The 18,445-nt window shown below is 40.0% G+C and carries 20 protein-coding genes; 17 read left to right on the forward strand and 3 right to left on the reverse strand.

Annotated elements, in window-relative coordinates; translation table 11 throughout:
• Position 1: 1 nt before the first annotated feature.
• The 8 genes from rbsB to AC0VYO_RS04380 all read left to right on the forward strand — a co-directional run bounded on the left by rbsB (position 2) and on the right by AC0VYO_RS04380 (position 6,253).
• The gene (rbsB, locus tag AC0VYO_RS04345; protein WP_194220397.1) at positions 2-925 is read left to right on the forward strand and encodes a ribose ABC transporter substrate-binding protein RbsB; all 924 of its coding nucleotides are present in this window, start codon (positions 2-4) and stop codon (positions 923-925) included.
• 98 nt (positions 926-1,023) lie between these two features.
• Entirely contained in the window at positions 1,024-2,043 is a 1,020-nt protein-coding gene (locus AC0VYO_RS04350) for a phosphotransferase enzyme family protein (RefSeq protein WP_475366659.1), read from the forward strand.
• A gap of 64 nt (positions 2,044-2,107) precedes the next feature.
• The gene (locus tag AC0VYO_RS04355) at positions 2,108-3,043 is read left to right on the forward strand and encodes an aldo/keto reductase (protein ID WP_475368472.1); all 936 of its coding nucleotides are present in this window, start codon (positions 2,108-2,110) and stop codon (positions 3,041-3,043) included.
• A 131-nt stretch (positions 3,044-3,174) separates the two neighbouring features.
• Complete coding sequence (locus AC0VYO_RS04360) at positions 3,175-3,366, forward strand: hypothetical protein (protein WP_430243771.1); 192 nt, start codon at positions 3,175-3,177, stop codon at positions 3,364-3,366.
• Positions 3,367-3,372: 6 nt separating this feature from the next.
• The gene (locus tag AC0VYO_RS04365) at positions 3,373-3,795 is read left to right on the forward strand and encodes an NUDIX hydrolase (protein WP_430243769.1); all 423 of its coding nucleotides are present in this window, start codon (positions 3,373-3,375) and stop codon (positions 3,793-3,795) included.
• 145 nt (positions 3,796-3,940) lie between these two features.
• The gene (locus tag AC0VYO_RS04370) at positions 3,941-4,630 is read left to right on the forward strand and encodes a Na-translocating system protein MpsC family protein (RefSeq protein ID WP_430243768.1); all 690 of its coding nucleotides are present in this window, start codon (positions 3,941-3,943) and stop codon (positions 4,628-4,630) included.
• Between the two features lie 139 nt (positions 4,631-4,769).
• Complete coding sequence (locus AC0VYO_RS04375; protein ID WP_194220403.1) at positions 4,770-4,955, forward strand: hypothetical protein; 186 nt, start codon at positions 4,770-4,772, stop codon at positions 4,953-4,955.
• Positions 4,956-5,035: 80 nt separating this feature from the next.
• Positions 5,036-6,253 (forward strand): NUDIX domain-containing protein, encoded by a 1,218-nt coding sequence (locus tag AC0VYO_RS04380; RefSeq protein WP_475366661.1) that lies wholly within the window; start codon positions 5,036-5,038, stop codon positions 6,251-6,253.
• Positions 6,254-6,317: 64 nt separating this feature from the next.
• On the opposite strand, the gene chrA is transcribed toward AC0VYO_RS04380, so the two are convergent.
• Positions 6,318-7,505 (reverse strand): chromate efflux transporter, encoded by a 1,188-nt coding sequence (chrA, locus tag AC0VYO_RS04385; RefSeq protein WP_475368473.1) that lies wholly within the window; start codon positions 7,503-7,505, stop codon positions 6,318-6,320.
• 12 nt (positions 7,506-7,517) lie between these two features.
• Positions 7,518-7,826, reverse strand: coding sequence for a PadR family transcriptional regulator (locus AC0VYO_RS04390; RefSeq protein WP_475368474.1), 309 nt, complete (start codon positions 7,824-7,826; stop codon positions 7,518-7,520).
• 327 nt (positions 7,827-8,153) lie between these two features.
• On the opposite strand from AC0VYO_RS04390, the gene AC0VYO_RS04395 reads away from it, so the two are divergent.
• From AC0VYO_RS04395 to AC0VYO_RS04410, 4 genes are all read left to right on the forward strand, one after another.
• Complete coding sequence (locus AC0VYO_RS04395; RefSeq protein ID WP_475366664.1) at positions 8,154-9,638, forward strand: MDR family MFS transporter; 1,485 nt, start codon at positions 8,154-8,156, stop codon at positions 9,636-9,638.
• A 433-nt stretch (positions 9,639-10,071) separates the two neighbouring features.
• Positions 10,072-12,030 carry a lipoteichoic acid synthase gene (gene ltaS / locus AC0VYO_RS04400; RefSeq protein ID WP_475368475.1) on the forward strand — a complete coding sequence of 653 codons (1,959 nt, stop codon included), beginning with the start codon at positions 10,072-10,074 and terminating at the stop codon, positions 12,028-12,030.
• A 213-nt stretch (positions 12,031-12,243) separates the two neighbouring features.
• A complete protein-coding gene (locus AC0VYO_RS04405) occupies positions 12,244-13,065 on the forward strand; it encodes an MBL fold metallo-hydrolase (protein WP_475368476.1) in 822 nt (273 codons plus the stop codon).
• Between the two features lie 330 nt (positions 13,066-13,395).
• Entirely contained in the window at positions 13,396-13,749 is a 354-nt protein-coding gene (locus AC0VYO_RS04410; RefSeq protein WP_430243759.1) for a cupin, read from the forward strand.
• Positions 13,750-13,825: 76 nt separating this feature from the next.
• On the opposite strand, the gene AC0VYO_RS04415 is transcribed toward AC0VYO_RS04410, so the two are convergent.
• Positions 13,826-14,026: a cold-shock protein gene (locus AC0VYO_RS04415; protein WP_098442444.1), complete on the reverse strand. Its 201-nt coding sequence runs from the start codon at positions 14,024-14,026 to the stop codon at positions 13,826-13,828.
• 478 nt (positions 14,027-14,504) lie between these two features.
• Between AC0VYO_RS04415 and AC0VYO_RS04420 the strand changes: the two genes are divergently transcribed.
• From AC0VYO_RS04420 to dhaM, 5 genes are all read left to right on the forward strand, one after another.
• Positions 14,505-15,317 (forward strand): STAS domain-containing protein, encoded by an 813-nt coding sequence (locus AC0VYO_RS04420; protein WP_475366667.1) that lies wholly within the window; start codon positions 14,505-14,507, stop codon positions 15,315-15,317.
• A gap of 319 nt (positions 15,318-15,636) precedes the next feature.
• Positions 15,637-16,272, forward strand: coding sequence for a YczE/YyaS/YitT family protein (locus AC0VYO_RS04425; RefSeq protein WP_194220413.1), 636 nt, complete (start codon positions 15,637-15,639; stop codon positions 16,270-16,272).
• Between the two features lie 128 nt (positions 16,273-16,400).
• Positions 16,401-17,399 (forward strand): dihydroxyacetone kinase subunit DhaK, encoded by a 999-nt coding sequence (gene dhaK, locus AC0VYO_RS04430; RefSeq protein ID WP_475368477.1) that lies wholly within the window; start codon positions 16,401-16,403, stop codon positions 17,397-17,399.
• A gap of 12 nt (positions 17,400-17,411) precedes the next feature.
• Entirely contained in the window at positions 17,412-18,032 is a 621-nt protein-coding gene (gene dhaL / locus AC0VYO_RS04435; protein ID WP_475366669.1) for a dihydroxyacetone kinase subunit DhaL, read from the forward strand.
• Positions 18,032-18,418, forward strand: a complete 387-nt coding sequence (dhaM, locus tag AC0VYO_RS04440; protein WP_404682952.1) for a dihydroxyacetone kinase phosphoryl donor subunit DhaM — start codon at positions 18,032-18,034, stop codon at positions 18,416-18,418. The genes dhaL and dhaM overlap by 1 nt, the downstream gene beginning before the upstream one ends.
• Positions 18,419-18,445 lie beyond the last annotated feature (27 nt).

Raw genomic sequence — 18,445 nt, forward strand, 5'->3', positions numbered from 1 at the left:
TATGAAAAAGCTATTGCCACTTCTGCTTAGTTTGTCACTGCTTGTGCTTGGAGCGTGTTCGCTTCAGCCACCTGAATGGGCGAAACCGAGTCAGGAAACGGATATAGAAGATATTAAAATTGGTTTATCTGTTTCAACGTTAAATAATCCATTTTTTGTTTCGATGAAAGATGGCGTCGAAGCAGAAGCAAAGGAAAATGGAATGGATGTTGTTGTTGTCGATGCGCAAAATGATGCGGCAAAACAGATTAACGATGTAGAAGATCTTATTCAACAAGGAGTCGACGTTCTATTAATTAATCCAACGGACTCAGCTGCGATTTCAACAGCTGTACAATCAGCGAATAGCCTCGGTATTCCCGTCGTTACTCTTGATCGCTCAGCTGAAAAAGGTGATGTGGCGACTCTCGTATCCTCTGATAATGAAAAAGGAGGAGAAATGGCTGGAGAGTTTCTTGTTGAACAGCTAGGTGAAGGAGCTAAAGTAGCTGAGCTTGAAGGTGTACCGGGTGCTTCCGCTACTCGTGAACGTGGTCAAGGATTCCATAATATTGCGGATGAAAAGCTTGATGTTGTGGCAAAACAAACAGCGAACTTCGATCGTACGGAAGGGTTAAATACGATGGAAAACTTGCTTCAGGGTAATCCGGACATTAAAGCCGTATTTGCTCATAATGATGAGATGGCGCTAGGCGCTATTCAGGCAATCCAAAGCTCAGGTAAAGATGTTCTAGTTGTTGGATTTGATGGTAACGAAGATGCGATTAATAGCATTAAAGATGGTAAGCTATCTGCAACAGTGGCACAGCAACCTGAAGAGATCGGTTCTCTTGCTGTTCAGGCAGGCGTCGATGTACTAAAAGGAAACGAAGTAGACGAAACGATACCAGTGCCTTTGAAACTTGTTACAGAAGAGACAGAATAACAGTTAACGCTCCCACTATTGGGGGCGTTTTTCTGTTTAAAAGGAAATGTGAGACGAGAGTCGAAATTATTATAGTAGAAAACAAGGAGGTTGTGGAGATGGAAGCGTGGATTGAAGCAATGTTCTCCCAAACGTTTGTCGATGAAGCGATTGATCGGTTTGGTATTCAGAAGATAGGTGTGAAAAAGCTAGGGGATTTCGAAAACTATGTTTTTGAAGTAGAAGAAAAAAACAACTTCTGGATCCTTCGCTTTACTCATAGCTCACATCGCACAATAGAAGAAGTGAAGTCGGAACTTGTATGGGTCAATCATTTATACGATGAAGGGGCTCATGTAGCGCGCGCTTACCCTTCAAAATACAATGAAATGATTGAGATCTTCTCGTCAGCAAATGGGCAGTTCTTTGCCTGTCTATTTAATAAAGTGCCGGGAAGAGCGGTTAAAGTTGATGATCCTATATTTGGATCTCCCTTGTTCGAAGCATGGGGAAAGGAAATTGGGAAACTGCACGGTATTTCCATGAGAAATCAGGTTTCAGTTCAGCGACAGAGATGGGATGCAGGTGACCTGCTTCAATTCGATCGGTATCTTTCAAAAACAGCGGATGCTCGAATTATTATAGAAGGTAAACGACTAATTGAAGAGATACAGACCTTTCATGAAACAGGAAAAACGTTTGGTCTCATTCACTCAGATGTCCATTATGGCAATTTTCATTTTGATGGTAAGAGTATTCATCTCTTCGATTTCGACGATAGTATGTATCACTACTATATTAGTGATATTGCGATCCCCGTTTATTATGCTGTCTGGCAAAAATGTGGAACAGCTTCGCTTACGGAGCGTTCAACCTTTGCGACAGAATTTTTACGTTCATTTTTGAAAGGATATCGAGAAGAAATTCACGTCTCAGACGAGTGGCTCAAGACCATTCCTTACTTCCTGCGTTTAAGAGACTTTGAGCTTTATACTGTGTTTCATAAAAAGTTTGATGTTGAACGGATGAATGATAAGGAGAAAGGGATGTTGGATGGCATTCGTTCGCGTTTGATGCGATCCGAATTAATAGCGAAACCAGCTTTTGAAGAATTAAAAAATCGTATTGAAAACGCGTAGCGATGTTTTCCAATTAGTAAGAAGTGGTAATGTACTTTTGCGAAGCTTTTAATAGAAAGGATGAATGAAAGTGGCAAAAGTACAAATTGGAAAATCAGGTTTACAAGCAAATCCGATCGGATTAGGTACGAACGCAGTTGGTGGACATAACATTTATCCGAACTTAAATGAAGAAACTGGGAAAGATCTCGTAAGGGCAGCACTTGATAATGGCATTAACTTACTTGATACAGCCTATATATATGGACCAGAGCGTTCAGAAGAGCTCGTTGGTCAAGTCATTAAAGAGCGAGGCAGTCGCGACGATATCGTCCTCGCTACGAAAGGGGCTCATGAATTTAAGGGGGAAGAGGTTGTTTTAAATAATTCACCAGCTTTCTTGAAGCAATCAGTTGAGAATAGCTTGAATCGCCTCCAAACAGATTACATCGATTTATTTTACATTCATTTTCCTGACGAAGATACTCCGAAAGCCGAAGCAGTAGGAGCTCTAAAGGAATTGAAAGATCAAGGCAAGATTAAATCTATTGGTGTATCTAACTTCAACTTGGAGCAGTTGAAAGAAGCGAATAAAGACGGCTATGTTGACGTTCTTCAAAGTCACTATAACTTATTCCATCGCGAAGCTGAGGAGGATCTCCTTCCTTATACGGCAGAACAAGGCATTTCTTTTGTTCCATATTTCCCTCTTGCCTCAGGACTTCTAGCTGGTAAGTATGATGAGAATACAACCTTCGATGATATTCGTGCTAAGGATCCTTTATTCCAGGGGGAGGCATTTAAAGAGAATCTTAGGAAGGTTGACCAGGTTCGCGAAATGGCAAACGCAAAAGGCGTTGAAGTTCCTCATATGGTGCTGGCATGGTACTTAACTCGTGATAGCATTGATGTCCTAATACCAGGAGCCAAACGTCAAGAGCAGGTTGTTGATAACTTAAAAACGCTTGATGTGAAGTTAACGAGTGAAGAAGTACAGCGAATCGATCAAATTTTTAAGTAAGAGAGGGATTAACCAGAGGATGTAATGTCCTCTGGTTTTTCAGTGTCATTAAGGTGCTTTAAGTGGTAATGTGTATGTGAAAGTAGATTATTTCCGCGGTCATCTTACTTGCCTAAAAGGAGGACTTCGAATTGAAAAAAGGTGTGCTCTTTTCTCTTACTCTTTCTCTCGTTCTCATTGCTATTCTGCTTATTTTCCTGTTTGAAGATGATCGAGCGGCACGCCCTGGAATGATCATGTCTCTCGGTGCCCTTGCTGTGGTATTTCAGCGCGTCGTCTGGTTAGTGATGAAGAGGAAAAAGAAGAATCAAAATAGGAGGTAACTCGATGTGATTAAAGTGAAAGCGCTCGGCCTTCTATTTAGAGAAGATAAGATTCTTGTTGAAGCATTTTATGGTAAGCACTCAAATGGTTTAGGAGGTTATTATCGACCATTAGGTGGGAATATAGAGTTAGGAGAGCCCTCTAATGAAACGGTTGTGAGAGAATTTAAAGAAGAGCTAGGTATTGATATAAAAGTAGAGAAATACATAACGTGTCTCGAAAATAGGTTTCAAATCGATCAGAAATGGTCTCATGAATTGATTCAATTGTATACGGTTTCGTTTATTGATGAGGCTCATTATATGAAAGAAAGATTTTCCTTTATTGAAGGGGATGCTGTGGCAGAGTGGTTAGCGGTCGAAGACATACTTAATGATATAGAATACTGTTACCCTAATGGATTAGATCAAGTGTTGAATCAGTTCTAATAGGAATTTTCTTTCGTTCACAACACACTGTCATCTAATTGAAATATCAAAATCAATCCATATTCTTTCATTGATTAGGAAAGACTACTATAATGATTACTGGACGGGGAATAATATGTTTCTGTCTAAACAAAGGATGAACTTAATGGAACGGAAATCAAATGAAGCTGAAATTGCCAGCTATGTTGGCAAGCTGTTAAGAGATAATTTTGGAAAAGGGCCATCGTCTGTTTATGTGTCGATTCAAGAGCCTTACATGACAATCTATTTTCGTGACTTTCTAGCACCTATGGAACGCGTTCTAGTCGATCAGAAAGAAGATATGCGTGTAGAAGAAACAAGAGATCTTCTCATGCTTGGATTACTTCCTGAGATCAAAGCGTCTATCCGTGTGATGGCGGATATTGAGATTGAATCGTTCTACCATGATTGGTCGCTTCATAACCGATCAGGTATCATTGTTGGTGTGATGAAAGAAGTGAATTCATTTGAAGGACGCGAACTTGAAGGGTATAAAGAAAAAGAGCAAGTTCATGATCAGATCATTCGCGTTAGTAAGCTTGCAGAAAAAGCACCTGAAAACGTAGACTCTTGTAAGTTGAATGATCGTACGTTAGTTGTTCTTCGAGAAGGTATTCTCGTTCGGATTGAAAAAGAGTTAATTCGCGATGGTTTTGAAGAGGAACTCAAGTTAACGAAAAGACGACTTGAAAAAGGGTTGTTACACGATCATCAATTCGAATCGATTCTTTCGGCAAAAGTGGAGGATATCTTCGTAGACTGGGATTTTACTTTAGATAAAAGCTACATTACGATTATTATGAAACCAAATTAAGATTAGGTGGAAATAAACTGGGCGATAGAACCAGTGATAAGCCGAAAAGAACCAGGAACCTGGTTCTTTTCGGCTTTTTTTATTTTCTTCCTAGTTTGTTAAGTACCTATCATCCAAAAATGATTCAAGGAGGAAAATGATGAAATATTTAATTGATCACTCAAAACGAGTGATTCATCGCACGCCTTTCGCTGGAGATCAATGTGAATTCCATACTACTCCAGTTCAAGAAAGGGAGGGGACACATGACCCTTTGTATCTTCGAAAACTGGTTGAAAAAAAATCTTATGAAATATGCAGTTTTTGTAAGGGGAGTCTTCAATAATATAAAGAAAGAAGGAGGTTCCCCCTTGAGTTACGAATGTTGTAAGTATGTTAAAGCAGTCGGATTAAGGGGGAACATTAGTGTTAAGAAAAAGAGCGGGAGTTATTCTTATCGAGAATAATCAGATCGCGCTAATAGAGCGAAAGCGAAATGGGAAAGTATATTATGTGATTCCAGGTGGCGGGATTGAGACTAACGAAACGCCTGAACAAGCTGCAAGAAGAGAAGCTGTTGAAGAGCTTGGTGTGGAGGTACAGCTGTCAGAGCTATATTGTACCCTCCAGGATAGAGAAAATTATTACTATAAGGCTAGTATTATTCAGGGGGATTTTGGAAGCGGATCAGGCGATGAATTTATGACGGCTGATTATCGTCGTGGAACGTATAAGGCTGTTTGGGTATCGTTAGCTAAATTAAAGACTTTGAATGTATATCCGGAAGAACTGGCCCAATCTCTTGCAATCCATAAGGGTGAAACGGAGCTCAGTGAGAATAACCGTAGTGAAGGAAACAGTATACGATGGGTAGGTAGTGAGAAAGCATATCTAGATGAGCCCTCGTGTTCTCAAGTTGGGAAAGTTCACGTGGGGCGATTTGGTGGAAATTCATCAGCTGGTCAAACGAAGAACGAAGATGGATGTCTTGTTTGGAATGGTGTTGATTGGGAATTAGCCATGGTTTTAGATGCGCATAAAACCGCCAGTAGTGCAGGGCTAATTCTAGATGAGTTTGAGCGGAACCGTTCGACTATCTCAAGCATTATAGCCAAAGAAACGAGAGAAGCGATGAGTGAATTGCAGCCAACAGTCTTAGCGCTTTTCCAAGATGAAGACTTTAAACAAAAATGCAGGGAAGTAGAAGGAGAAACGGCATGCTTGCTCGTTGTTAGAAAAGGCAAGTATTTATGGTGGTTCTCAGTTGGGGATTGTTTGTTGTTTCTATTGCATGCAGATTTAGAGGGGCTTGGGGAAGCGATTCAAAACCATCGCAGTTTCTATGAGTGGATTGGTGAAGTGAACACCTTTGATACGATCGTTCCATGCTTTAGCACAGGAACAAAGGAGCTGAGAAAAGGTATAAATCGTATCTTTTTAACAACGGATGGACTTCTTGAATGTCCGAATTCGAATTTTCATCAATCAGAGGAAGTGATCGATCGATTGAAGGGCGATTTTATTAAGGAGGATATCCATAGGTTATTAGAGGAAATAAAGAATAAGAATGTAAGAGACAGTACGACGATTTTAGCGTGGGACATTACCATATGTGAAGATGGTTTGATGCCAAGTGATCAATAAAGACTCACATGGAAGTAACGATGGTTAATGAAAGAAGACGTCGCTATTGCGACGTCTTCTTTCATTAACTTATAAGCTGAATCACATAACCACCGATAACTCCGATTAAAACGATCATCCATGCTGGGAGTTTCCAAATTGAAAGGAGAGCGAATAAAATCGCTGCAAGGGCAAAGTCTTCTCCTTTTATTATGGCACTTTTGAAAACGGGATCATAAAAGGCAGCCAATAGTATTCCGACAACGCTCGCGTTCACGCCGATTAATATTTTTTGAAAAGAAGCGCGTTTTCGTAACTCGTTTAGAAAAGGGAGTGCTGCCGTGATCAAAAGGAAAGACGGTAAGAAAATTGCGACTGTGACGACAATAGCACCTGTAAACCCTTCTAGCATCGTACCCAGGTAGCTAGCGAAAGTAAATAGTGGACCTGGAACAGCCTGGGCCATCCCATAACCAGCTAGAAATTGATCAGCTGAGAGAAGTCCCTGTGGAACAATTTCGCGTTCGATCATCGGAAGCACAACATGACCACCGCCGAATACAAGCGCTCCAACTCGAAAGAACATGTCAAATAAATGAAGCAGAGCGTTATCGGTAAACCGGTTGAGTATAGGTAATGCGATTAAAAGCGTTACTAAAAGGATAAGCGCACATACACCAACTTTTTTTGATAAAGAAACAGGAAACGGTTTTACGTTAGATTCTGTCTTATCATTGAAAAGACGTAACCCAAGCAGTCCAGCGCCTACGATAATAAGGAGTTGCATCCATGCTGAGGGATAGAGGAGCATAATGAGTGCTGCCGCTAATGCGATCGCGATTCTCGTTCGGTCAGGTGTGAGTTTCTTTCCTAGGCCAATGATGGCATGTAGAACGACAGCAGCCGCGACAATTTTTAAACTATGAATGAAAATCCCATCTCCGAGTGAGAAGGTTTCATAAAGCATGGCGAAGATGACAAGAATAAGAATGGATGGGATCGTGAAGCCAAACCAGGATAGGAAACCACCGAGCATCCCGCCGCGCATCATTCCGATTGCAATTCCTACCTGACTACTTGCAGGTCCAGGCAAAAATTGACAAAGAGCAATAATGTCAGCGTACATTTTATCATCAAGCCACTTTTTTCGATCGACATATTCATTTTTAAAATAGGCAAGATGAGCAACTGGCCCTCCGAATGAAGTAAGACCAAGTCGCGATGATACAAGAAGTATTTCAATAAATGTTTTGAAGCTATGTTTACCAGGCATGTTTGTCCTCCGTTAGTCTTTAATTTCTTTAAATAGCTCATAGGCTTTTGATTGAGCTTCTGCTAAGACTTGTTCACCTTTATCGGTCGTGCGATAGTATTTTCGAATTTTCCCATTTACGTTGCTTTCTGCTTTGGTCAGCAGTTCGTCTTTCTCCATACTGTGAAGGATCGGGTATAAGGTCCCCGAGCTCATTTCATAGCCATGTTCACGCAGTTCTTCAAGCATCCAGGTTCCATATATCGGTTCTTCCTTAGCATGATGGAGAATATGGGTTTGAATGAAGCCTAGAAAAAGCTTTCGCAGAATTTTATTATCCAAAAGTAGCCACCTCTCTGATATTGCAAATCGATATCGAATTGCGATATTGGTATCGCTATTATTGTATAGTGGAGTAGGAAGTTAAACAAGGTCTTGCCAAGCTTATTTACAAACCTTTAATATTTCGTTCTGATAAGTATTGGAGTGAAGGAGCAGTAAGCTGATTCAATAAATCCTAATCTTAAAAGAAAGAATAAGCTAATTTCTTTTATTACTTCTTCAGGTATAGTAAGATATGGACTGTTGTTTAGAAGACATTTGAACGGTAAATCCTAATAGAAATACATCTTTTTGTACGCAACCGTCATAGAAAAAGGAGGGGAATAGATGGAGGAAAAACAAACATACGAATTCTTGGCTGACGATCCGAATTTCAACGTCAAACCAGTCATGATCTCTCTTATAATCGGAGCGTTTTTTGCCATCTTAAATGAAACACTTTTGAATATCGCGTTAACTACTTTAATGGAGAAATTTAGTGTAACGCCTGCCACAGTTCAATGGATGGCTACAGGATTCTTGCTTGTGATGGGGATATTAACTCCAATCTCGGCTCTTCTTCTTCAGTCGTTTACAACGAGACAGATGTTTATCGGCACGATGACCGTATTTACAATAGGAACGGTCATATGTGCGATCGCGCCAACTTTCGGCGTTCTCTTAAGCGGAAGGCTTTTACAAGCAGTTGGTACTGGATTATTAATTCCAATTATTTTTAACACGTTTCTTCTTATATTCCCGCCAGAACGACGCGGTACTGTTATGGGGACAGTTGGGCTTGTTATTATGTTTGCTCCTGCAATTGGACCAACTCTTTCAGGCATTATCGTCGATCAGCTCGGCTGGCGTTATCTCTTTATTACGGTTATTCCATTCGCGTTATTTTCAATCGCATTTGGCTATAAATTCCTAAAAAATGTTGGAGAGGTAACAAAGCCAAAAGTAGATGTGCTTTCCATCCTTTTATCTACTATTGGATTTGGGGGAATTGTTCTAGCGTTTAGCTTTGCCGGAGAGGGAGAGGTTGGCTATTTAGCACCACAAGTCTTTTATCCTCTCGTTATTGGAGTTATCTCCCTCGTTATTTTTGTGATCAGGCAGCTGAAATTAGAAGAGCCGATGCTGGATGTGCGAGTGTTTAAATATCCGATGTTCACTGTAGCCGTATTGTTGTTTATCATCATCATTATGGCCATGTTCTCATCAGAAATTATCCTTCCGATGTACATGCAAGGACCGCTAGCATTAACTCCTCAAACGGCAGGGTTAATTCTCCTTCCGGGAGCGCTGTTAAATGGACTGATGTCACCGGTGATGGGGAAATTATTTGATAAGTTTGGTCCAAGAAAACTAATTATCCCAGCAACGTTTGTCCTTGTTGGTGTGATGTTTACATTTAGTAAGCTAGGGATAAATACATCGATTACATTAATCGTTGTAACTTACATCTTACTCATGCTATCGATTTCAGCGATCATGATGCCAGCTCAAACGAATGGATTAAATGGTCTTCCGAAAAAACTTTATCCGCATGGCACGGCCATTATGAACACGCTACAACCTGTTTCAGGAGCGATCGGTGTCTCTGTTTTCATTAGCATCATGACAACGCGACAACAGACTTATCTCGATAATGCTTCAAACCCAGCAAACCCACAAACCATTAGCGAGTCACTCGTATCAGGAGTTGAACTTGTCTATCTTGTAGCATTTGGATTTGCTATAGTTGGTTTCTTAGTGGCTCTCTTTATTCGAAAAGCATTACCTGAAGATCAAACAGGGCAACCTGAAGCACAAGCTGTAAATGAATAAGAAAAGCGTCTCTCTTGAGGCGCTTTTTTTAGTTGTCACAACTCTGTAACCAAATATGCGACTTTATGCTTTTTTGTAGAAAGTGAAAATGTAATATAATTGAAAAGATGTAGATGGTTTAAATGAGTTTAAGAAAGAGAAAGAAATTAATGGAGGTATTTTACATTTACATCCCAAATAATGTATGCTCCTTTCCTTATTTTCTCTATTCTTTAACAGTAGGGTTACGATTTGCGAGGTAACTTTACTAATGTGTTAAAAGAACGTTTTCATAAAAGGACAATGATTTATGCTCTCCTAGAGTGGAAGTTGACATTAAATTTTCTAGGGAGTATTATACTCAAGTATTAGGATTTAAAAAGAATTTACAAATTTACAATTAAAATAGATTAAAAAGATATTTGTATCACATACAAGGAGGTCTTCAACTGACATGCGAAATAAATTAAGCAGTCAGATTAATAAGCCATGGACACTGTTCATTGGCGTGATTCTATTATTCTGGTTAAAAATGTACGCTGTCTATCAGACTGAATTTGATCTTGGAATTCAAAATGGTATGCAATCGTTCCTATTAGTCTTAAACCCAATTAGTTCATTACTTCTATTCTTTGGATTTGCGCTGTTCTTTAAAGGACGTAAACGAGCATGGGCAATCCTCATTATTGATTTTGTACTTTCATTTATTCTCTATGCAAACGTTGTGTACTACCGATTCTTTAATGACTTTATTACACTACCGACTGTGATGCATACGAATGATGCAGGAGAATTAAAAGATAGTGCTTTTGCTTTAATGCAGTTCTCGGATGCTTTCTATTTCATTGATACACTGCTTATTCTTAGCTTGATTTTGTTTAAAGTTATCAAGCCACAAGTAGCGATGAAAAAGAAGAAAATCGCGCTTGTTTTCGCATCAGCAGCAGTATTCTTTACAGTGAACCTGGGGCTTGCTGAAGCTGATCGTCCTGAATTACTAACGCGTGCTTTTGATCGTACGTATATTGTGAAGTATCTTGGGCAGTTCAATTACCAAATCTTTGATGCCGTGACGACAGTTAAGTCAAGCTCTCAGAGTGCATTCGCAAGTAGCGATGACTTAACGGACGTAAGAAACTTCGTAGAAGCAAACCGTACAGAACCAAACCCAGAGTATTTCGGTAAGGCTGAAGGGATGAATGTGATTTACATTTCATTAGAATCACTTCAAAGTTTCGTGATCGGAAGAGAAGTAGATGGTCAGGAAGTAACACCATTCTTAAATAGTCTTATTGAAGATCAGAATACGTTCTATTTTGATAATTTCTTCCACCAGGTTGGTCAGGGGAAAACGTCTGACGCAGAATTTATGATGGCGAATTCTCTCTATCCATTACCAAGTGGATCAGTAGCAATGGAAAAAGCGCGTAACACTTACCAGGCACAGCCTGCGATTCTTGAACAAAAAGGTTATTCCACAGCTTCCCTACACGGTAATGGGAAAACATTCTGGAACCGTGATGAAATGTATAAGTCATTTGGTATTCAGAAATTCTTTGATTCAAGTTATTACGATATGAATGAAGAAGATGTTCATAACTATGGTCTTAAAGATAAGCCGTTCTTTGAACAATCCATTCCATATCTTGAAAGTCTAGAACAACCGTTTGAAGCGAAAATGCTTACTTTATCAAACCACTTTCCGTTTACTATGGACGAAGGTGATGTTGATTTCCCAACACCTGAAACAAATGACTCAGTCGTAAATGGCTATTTCCAAACAGCTAAATATATGGATGAGTCGATTGAACAATTCTTTAATGATTTGAAAGAATCAGGTCTTTACGATAATACAATGATTGTCATGTATGGTGACCATTATGGTATTTCTAATAACCATAATACGGCGATGTCAGAGGTAATGGGAGAAGAGGTCGGCGCATATGAAAATGCTCAATTACAGCGTGTCCCTCTTTTCATTACAGCCCCTGGCGTAGAAGGAAAGCAAGTACATGAATATGGTGGTCATATGGACGTTCGTGATACGGTTCTTCACCTACTAGGTGTTGAAACAGATGATTTTATCTCATTCGGATCCGATCTTCTTTCAGAAGATCACCGTGAGATTGTACCTTTCCGAAATGGCGATTTTGTAACACCAGAAGTAACATCTGTCAACGAGAAATGCTATGCGAATCCTACAGGAGAAAAAGTAGACGCTGAGGCATGTGAGCAGGCAGGACAGTTTGTCGAAGAGTCACTGGAACTATCAGACAAAGTCGTCTATGGTGACCTACTTCGTTTCTATGAACCTGAAGGCTTCACTCCTGTTAATCGTAACGATTACAACTATACTGTGGATCAAATGGAACCAGTACAAGAAGATCCAGCTCAAGAAAAAGAACAGAAATAATGACAAAGCAACCTGCCTTATGTGGCAGGTTGCTTTTTTATGTGCAACATTGGTGCATCCTGTTGAACCACGTTTTTGGCTTATTCAAGTTAAACATAGCCTATCTCCATCTAAAGTTGTAGATGAAAATAAGTAAATAGCTAGAGTTTTTGTTGCTTTAAGTAGGTTATTATTTCCATATAGATATCAATCTTTGGAAAAAGGGAGATAGGAATGAAGCGACCGATCTGTATCACTTGTGGGACGCAATATGAGCTGATGGAAAAGAATCCAGATACATGCCCCATATGTAAAGAAGAAAGGCAATACGTTAACCCTGAAGGGCAAGAGTGGACAACAATGGAGGAAATGCAAGCAGCTCAATTTCAAAACCAGATCATTGAGGAAGAAAAAGGACTATATAGTGTGACGACAGCACCCACTTTTGGGATTGGACAAACAGCATACTACATTCAGAGTAAGGGATTTAATCTGCTTTGGGATTGCATTTCTTATATTGATGCGGATACTATCCAAAAGATAAATGATCTTGGTGGCTTAGATGCAATTGCTCTTTCACATCCCCATTATTACTCTGCACAAGTCGAATGGGCAGAAGCCTTTAACGTTCCCATTTACATTCATGAAGATGACTCTGAGTGGGTGATGAGAGAGTCTGAAATGATTCGTTTTTGGAGCGGGGAGGAATTAAAGCTAACTTCGGATTTAACAATTTATCGCCTTGGCGGCCATTTCCTAGGAGGAGCAGTTCTTCATGTACCAGAAGGTAATGAAGGAAGGGGCTTGCTCTTAACTGGAGACATTATTCAAGTAGTAGCTGATCAGGAGTGGGTAAGCTTTATGTATAGCTATCCAAACCTCATCCCTTTGCCAGCATTAAAGGTAGAAGAGATGGCCCGAAAGGTGAAGTCGTTAAAATATGATCGACTATACAATGCGTTTCATCGTAGTGTGAAATTCAATGCTGATCAATCTGTTCAGCTATCGGCGACTCGATATATAAAAGCGCTTGAAGGTAAGTTGTTTCATACGTGAAGAGAAAGCCTCCTTATAAAGGAGGTTTTCTTTTGTAAAAGCTTTGGTAGTTTATACTGTTGATTCTCGATTATTGGCTCAATCGAGTGTAAATGGTCATAAAATCAATAATGTTTATAGCCTTGGTAAAGTACAAATTAGCAGGGAAATTCCATTATTAATCGAATACGGTTAGAAGAATGACCGAATGAGGAGGGGAATGAGTAATGTAAGGAGGTTTCAAAATAGGAATAAGTGGAAATAAAACATTACTATGGTAATATAGAACGGTCCTTCAAAGCTACTGTAGAAAAGATGAAGGTGCTAGGTCTATATGAGGAGGTAGCACATATGAAGATTTATCATTTTGGTGAATCGGCAGGAAAAGAAATAACGAAGTTCGGATCAAACTTCATCATGTCCCGAATTTCACAAACAGAGGGAAGCGTACATATTGGAGTTATGTATTTAGACAAAGAAGGGATAATTGGGTTCCATCAAGCTGTGACGCCTCAATTATTGTTAATCATCAAAGGTGAAGGTATTGTGAGAGGAGAAGAGGATGAGTTAATAAAAGTACGAGAAGGAGATGCTGTTTTTTGGAATATAGACGAATGGCATGAGACCACATCAGAGAATGGATTGACTGCCATTGCGATCGAAGGGGAAATGGATCCAGAGTTATTTATGAAGGAGAAGGAGTAACCGGAAGTGTAAGAAAGAACAGTTAAAAAGATAATAAAAAAGCTCTTCCACCGGGGAAGAGCTTTTTCTATATGATTTACGCTTTAACTACGTTAGTAGCTTGTGGTCCGCGGTTACCTTGCTCAGTGTCAAAAGTAACTGTTTGACCTTCTTCAAGAGTTTTGAAACCTTCGCCTTGAATAGCTGAGAAATGTACGAATACGTCGTCTCCGCCTTCAACTTCGATGAAGCCAAAACCTTTTTCTGCGTTAAACCATTTTACTGTACCTTTGTTCATGTGTGTATCCTCCAAGTGCATTTTGCACAAATATTACTATTACTGCTCTACATAATCATTTGAGATGTAAGTACTTCCTAAAGTAGCCTGCTCTTTAATAATCAGTACCGAACAACAATAATTAACCTTAGTATAACACGTCTCCCAAAAAAAGCAAACCTCTTCTGAAAAATCGTTCTTTTTTACTTCCAAACAAAGTACTGTATAGGTATGTTCGTATACTGTTAGTTAGTGAAAAACATTGATCAAACAGACTCTTAGTGTCGTTCTACCAATGAAGATATGGTAAAAATTCTAATCAAATATTATTTGTGTGAAGCAATTGGTCGTCATAGGTTGTAAAAGAACCTCAAACCAACTGTGACTATCGACCGTACCTACAAATATTAATGAAGATGGAATGAAATTTTTAATGTAAAATGAAATAGGTTCATCTATTATAGAGAAGAGATTCGATTTATCATCGGAGGTTGAAGATATGCCAGTTCAAGAATCGATCATTGAACAGGAAGTTCAAATGATTGGGAAGCAGCTAGAAGCAAGAAAGTTAGATATTGCCAAAGGCTTACTTAAGCCAGGCGCTGATAACGCAGAAGCATTGCAATTACATACTGAGCTTGTTCAGCTTTGCGCAGATGCGATTCTAAGTGGTTTAGAAACAACAATGCCGCGATTAACAAAGTGGGGAAGAGACACGGGGGAGCTTGCCGTTCAATACGGCTCTGAGTTAGATCAGTCACTAAAAAATACTTCAGAAGTTCGACAGGCTATTTGGTCGGTGGTTGAACTTGTGACGATCGAAGCGAATCATACTGTCCAAAGTGTTTTTAGAGTAGGGAAAATCATTGATAACTTGCTTGATCATGCTGTTTATGCCTATAGCACAGCATACGTGGAATCATTTAAGAATACGCTTAGCCATGCACAGGAAGTTTTTCTTGAGCTTTCTGTACCGGTTGTTCCGATTCTTGATGGTGTTGCAGTATTACCAATTGTTGGCGATATTGATACGCATCGTGCGAGTCTTCTGATGGAAACAGCTCTAAGAGAATCAACTGAAAAACGATTAACGCATTTATTTATTGATCTTTCTGGCGTAACCATCGTGGATACGATGGTCGCAAATAACATCTTTAACATTATTTATTCACTTGAACTTCTAGGAGTGAAAGGGATTTTGGCAGGTATAAGACCAGAAGTTGCTCAAACAATGATTCATCTCGGAATCGATTTTTCTTCCATCCAAACACATAGTACGTTAAAACAGGCTCTTGCTAAGCATATTTTTTAAGAATAGATGAGCAAGATTATACTAAATAATCCATAATGTAATGCTGTCCAATACGGGCAGTATTTTTTTGTACTAACGAAAAAATTGGAATGTTTTTTTAAAGTAAAATCGATTGACGTTGAAGTCAATCGCTAATAAAATGGTCTCGAAAAATCTTAGTAAGATCCTCTCTTCCAAAAGTATGAACATGTCGTCTCAAAGGACAGGCGGTATGCAACGCCTGATTGGCTTAGCCAGTCAGAAGAGGGAATTAAGATGCTTTCTCTAAGCGTCATGCTATCAGATTTTCTTTATTTTTAGTGGAAGGGAGGAGGTCGTAATGTTTTATCGAATTACGGTTTATCTTCTAGGTATGTTTATTAACTTCTTTGGTGTTGCACTAGTTATTCATGCAACGCTTGGCGCAGGATTTTGGACTTCGTTCTTTATAGGTCTTTCCGATTTAGCTGGGTTAACAGTTGGTTTCTGGTATGGTTTATTTCAAATACTGGTTATATTCCTAAATGGGAATTTAATGAAACAAAAGCCAGAGTATGGAGCCATCTTACCAATTATATTAGAAAGTTTTATTTTGGACTTCTGGTTAGAGATTGTATTTTCATCCGTTCAGTTAGCATCAGCACCCCTGATGGCAAAAGTAGCGATTCTTATTGCTGGGATGGGAGCGATTGGGCTAGGAGTGGCTATCTATATATTGCCACAGTTTCCACGTGCACCGTTTGATCAGCTGTTTCTCGTTATTAGCTCTAGATTCAATCTTAGCTTACAAATGGGACAGACGATTGTGGCTGTTGTTATGGCTTCACTTGCATTAATGATCGGAGGGCCTGTCGGCGTTGGGACTATTGCACTCGTATTTTTACTTGGCCCAATCATTCAGTTCTGGTATGAAAGAGCTTATCCGCTGTATTACGTGCTATACCCAGCGCAAGCACCACATGAAGAATATTTATAAAATCATACGTTAAAGGCGCTTTTCTGAAAAAACAGAAGCGTCTTTTTTATAGAGAGAGGTCTTTCCTTTTATTTTGACTTTTGCGAAATCTAAAACACGGGTATAACCATTCTGGGAGGGATAAACTGATGAAGAAAATAATCAATCAACCAGACGACGTTGTAAGCCAAATGCTGGACGGAATGGTGAAAGCTCATCCCGAATCCTATCAAAGACTGGAAGGTACAACAGTTCTCGTAAGAAAAAATCTGGCGGAAAACAAAGTAGGTGTTGTTAGCGGTGGCGGAAGTGGACATGAACCTGCACATGCGGGGTTCGTTGGAGAAGGTATGCTTGATGCTGCTGTGAGTGGAGAAGTGTTTACATCTCCTACACCAGATCAGATCTTAGAAGCGATTAAGGCGGTTGATCAGGGTGCTGGAGTTCTCCTTATCACAAAAAACTACACCGGGGATGTTATGAACTTTGAAATGGCAACCGAGATGGCAGAGGACGAAGGGATATCTGTCGAACAGGTGATTGTAAATGATGACGTTGCGGTGGAAGATAGTACTCATACGACAGGTCGAAGAGGCGTAGCGGGCACTATTTTCGTTCATAAGATTGCTGGGGCCGCGGCACAAAAAGGTAAAACATTGGAAGAAGTGAAAGCGCTTGCTGAGGAAGTGGTTCAAAATGTCAGATCAATGGGCGCAGCGCTTCATCCGGCCCAGGTTCCTGGCTCAGGAAATCCAGGATTTGATATTAAAGAAAATGAAATGGAGCTTGGAATTGGTATTCATGGTGAGCCTGGGATGGAAACGATCGGACTGGTTTCGGCCGATGAATTGGCAGAGCGTCTTGTAGAAGAAGTGCTACCCGAACTAGAACTAAAACAAGGCGGTGAAATAGCGGTCATTGTGAACGGAATGGGAGCAACTCCATTAATGGAACTATACATTTTAAATAATCGTATTCATGATCTCTTAAAGGAAAAAGGCATTAAATCGGAATTGACGTTAGTGGGCAACTATATGACTGCCCTAGAAATGGCAGGTGCTTCTTTAACAGTTCTAAAATTAACGAATGAACTAAAGAAATACGTGACAAACCCATGTCAGACGATTGCATGGACGATAAACGACTAAGGAGGGTCATGTATGTTTACAGCAGAGATGGCTAGACAATGGATCAAAGAGTCTGCTAAAAAGATAGAATCGAATAAAGAACAGCTAACTGATCTTGACCAGGTACTGGGTGATGGAGATCATGGGCTTAACATGACAAGAGGCTTTAAGGCGGCTGTCGAACAGCTGAATGAAGAGACGGATGAACCAGGGAAAGTACTGAAGGCTGTTGGAACGAGTCTGTTGTCTAAGATAGGCGGTGCTTCAGGACCGCTTTACGGCACTCTTTTCATGAAAGCTGGAAATCAGTTAGAAGGAACAGAAGTGCAGATTAGCGACCTTTCTTCAAGTCTTCGAGTTGGCGTGGATGGAATGAAGAAACGAGGTAAGGCTGAGCGTGAAGAGAAGACGATGGTCGACTTACTTGAACCTGTAATTGAGTTAATGGAAGAGAAGGGAAATGAGCTTACACCTGCTCATTTGATCGACAAGGCGAAGGAAGCGCTTGAGCATGTAAAAGAGTATGAAGCCAAGAAAGGCAGAGCGGCTTACTACAAAGAAAAATCAAAAGGTAAACAGGATGCGGGGGCGCAGTCTTCTTATTATCTAATAGAATCCCTTGCGACAGTTCTCGATAAGGACGGTGAAGCTTAATGGTCAGTCTTGTCTTAGTATCACATAGTCCTGATATTTCAAAGGGATTGAAAAAGATGCTAGATGAAGCACAGCCTGAAGTTACTGTGCTCGATGCTGGAGGAACAGATGATGGTGAAATGGGAACGAGTGCTATTAAGATTCAAACTTCTATTGAAAAGGCAGACCATGGCGATGGCGTCGTTATTCTCGTGGATTTCGGAAGCTCAGTCATGAATGCAGAGATGGCGATCGATTTAATAGAGGATGCTCATTCCGTCAAGATTGCAGATGCGCCATTGATTGAGGGCGCCTATAGTGCGGTAATGGAAGCTGGATTTGGCAAGTCACTAGATGAAGTGGTGAAATCAGCAGTTCATGCAAAAGATATGAAGAAAGTGCAGTGAAAAGAAGAATTGAAAAAAACAGCGCAT

It is taken from the genome of Anaerobacillus sp. 63XJN7_4_ISO-PGPR-S23-413 (assembly GCF_056173725.1).

Bases quoted from the DNA above. Each gene is read 5' to 3' on its own strand.
- rbsB (WP_194220397.1), top strand. From the start codon at position 2: ATGAAAAAGCTATTGCCACTTCTGCTTAGTTTGTCACTGCTTGTGCTT.
- AC0VYO_RS04350 (WP_475366659.1), top strand. From the start codon at position 1,024: ATGGAAGCGTGGATTGAAGCAATGTTCTCCCAAACGTTTGTCGATGAA.
- AC0VYO_RS04355 (WP_475368472.1), top strand. From the start codon at position 2,108: ATGAAAGTGGCAAAAGTACAAATTGGAAAATCAGGTTTACAAGCAAAT.
- AC0VYO_RS04370 (WP_430243768.1), top strand. From the start codon at position 3,941: ATGGAACGGAAATCAAATGAAGCTGAAATTGCCAGCTATGTTGGCAAG.
- AC0VYO_RS04375 (WP_194220403.1), top strand. From the start codon at position 4,770: ATGAAATATTTAATTGATCACTCAAAACGAGTGATTCATCGCACGCCT.
- chrA (WP_475368473.1), bottom strand. From the start codon at position 7,505: ATGCCTGGTAAACATAGCTTCAAAACATTTATTGAAATACTTCTTGTA.
- AC0VYO_RS04395 (WP_475366664.1), top strand. From the start codon at position 8,154: ATGGAGGAAAAACAAACATACGAATTCTTGGCTGACGATCCGAATTTC.
- ltaS (WP_475368475.1), top strand. From the start codon at position 10,072: ATGCGAAATAAATTAAGCAGTCAGATTAATAAGCCATGGACACTGTTC.
- AC0VYO_RS04405 (WP_475368476.1), top strand. From the start codon at position 12,244: ATGAAGCGACCGATCTGTATCACTTGTGGGACGCAATATGAGCTGATG.
- AC0VYO_RS04410 (WP_430243759.1), top strand. From the start codon at position 13,396: ATGAAGATTTATCATTTTGGTGAATCGGCAGGAAAAGAAATAACGAAG.
- AC0VYO_RS04415 (WP_098442444.1), bottom strand. From the start codon at position 14,026: ATGAACAAAGGTACAGTAAAATGGTTTAACGCAGAAAAAGGTTTTGGC.
- AC0VYO_RS04420 (WP_475366667.1), top strand. From the start codon at position 14,505: ATGCCAGTTCAAGAATCGATCATTGAACAGGAAGTTCAAATGATTGGG.
- AC0VYO_RS04425 (WP_194220413.1), top strand. From the start codon at position 15,637: ATGTTTTATCGAATTACGGTTTATCTTCTAGGTATGTTTATTAACTTC.
- dhaK (WP_475368477.1), top strand. From the start codon at position 16,401: ATGAAGAAAATAATCAATCAACCAGACGACGTTGTAAGCCAAATGCTG.
- dhaL (WP_475366669.1), top strand. From the start codon at position 17,412: ATGTTTACAGCAGAGATGGCTAGACAATGGATCAAAGAGTCTGCTAAA.
- dhaM (WP_404682952.1), top strand. From the start codon at position 18,032: ATGGTCAGTCTTGTCTTAGTATCACATAGTCCTGATATTTCAAAGGGA.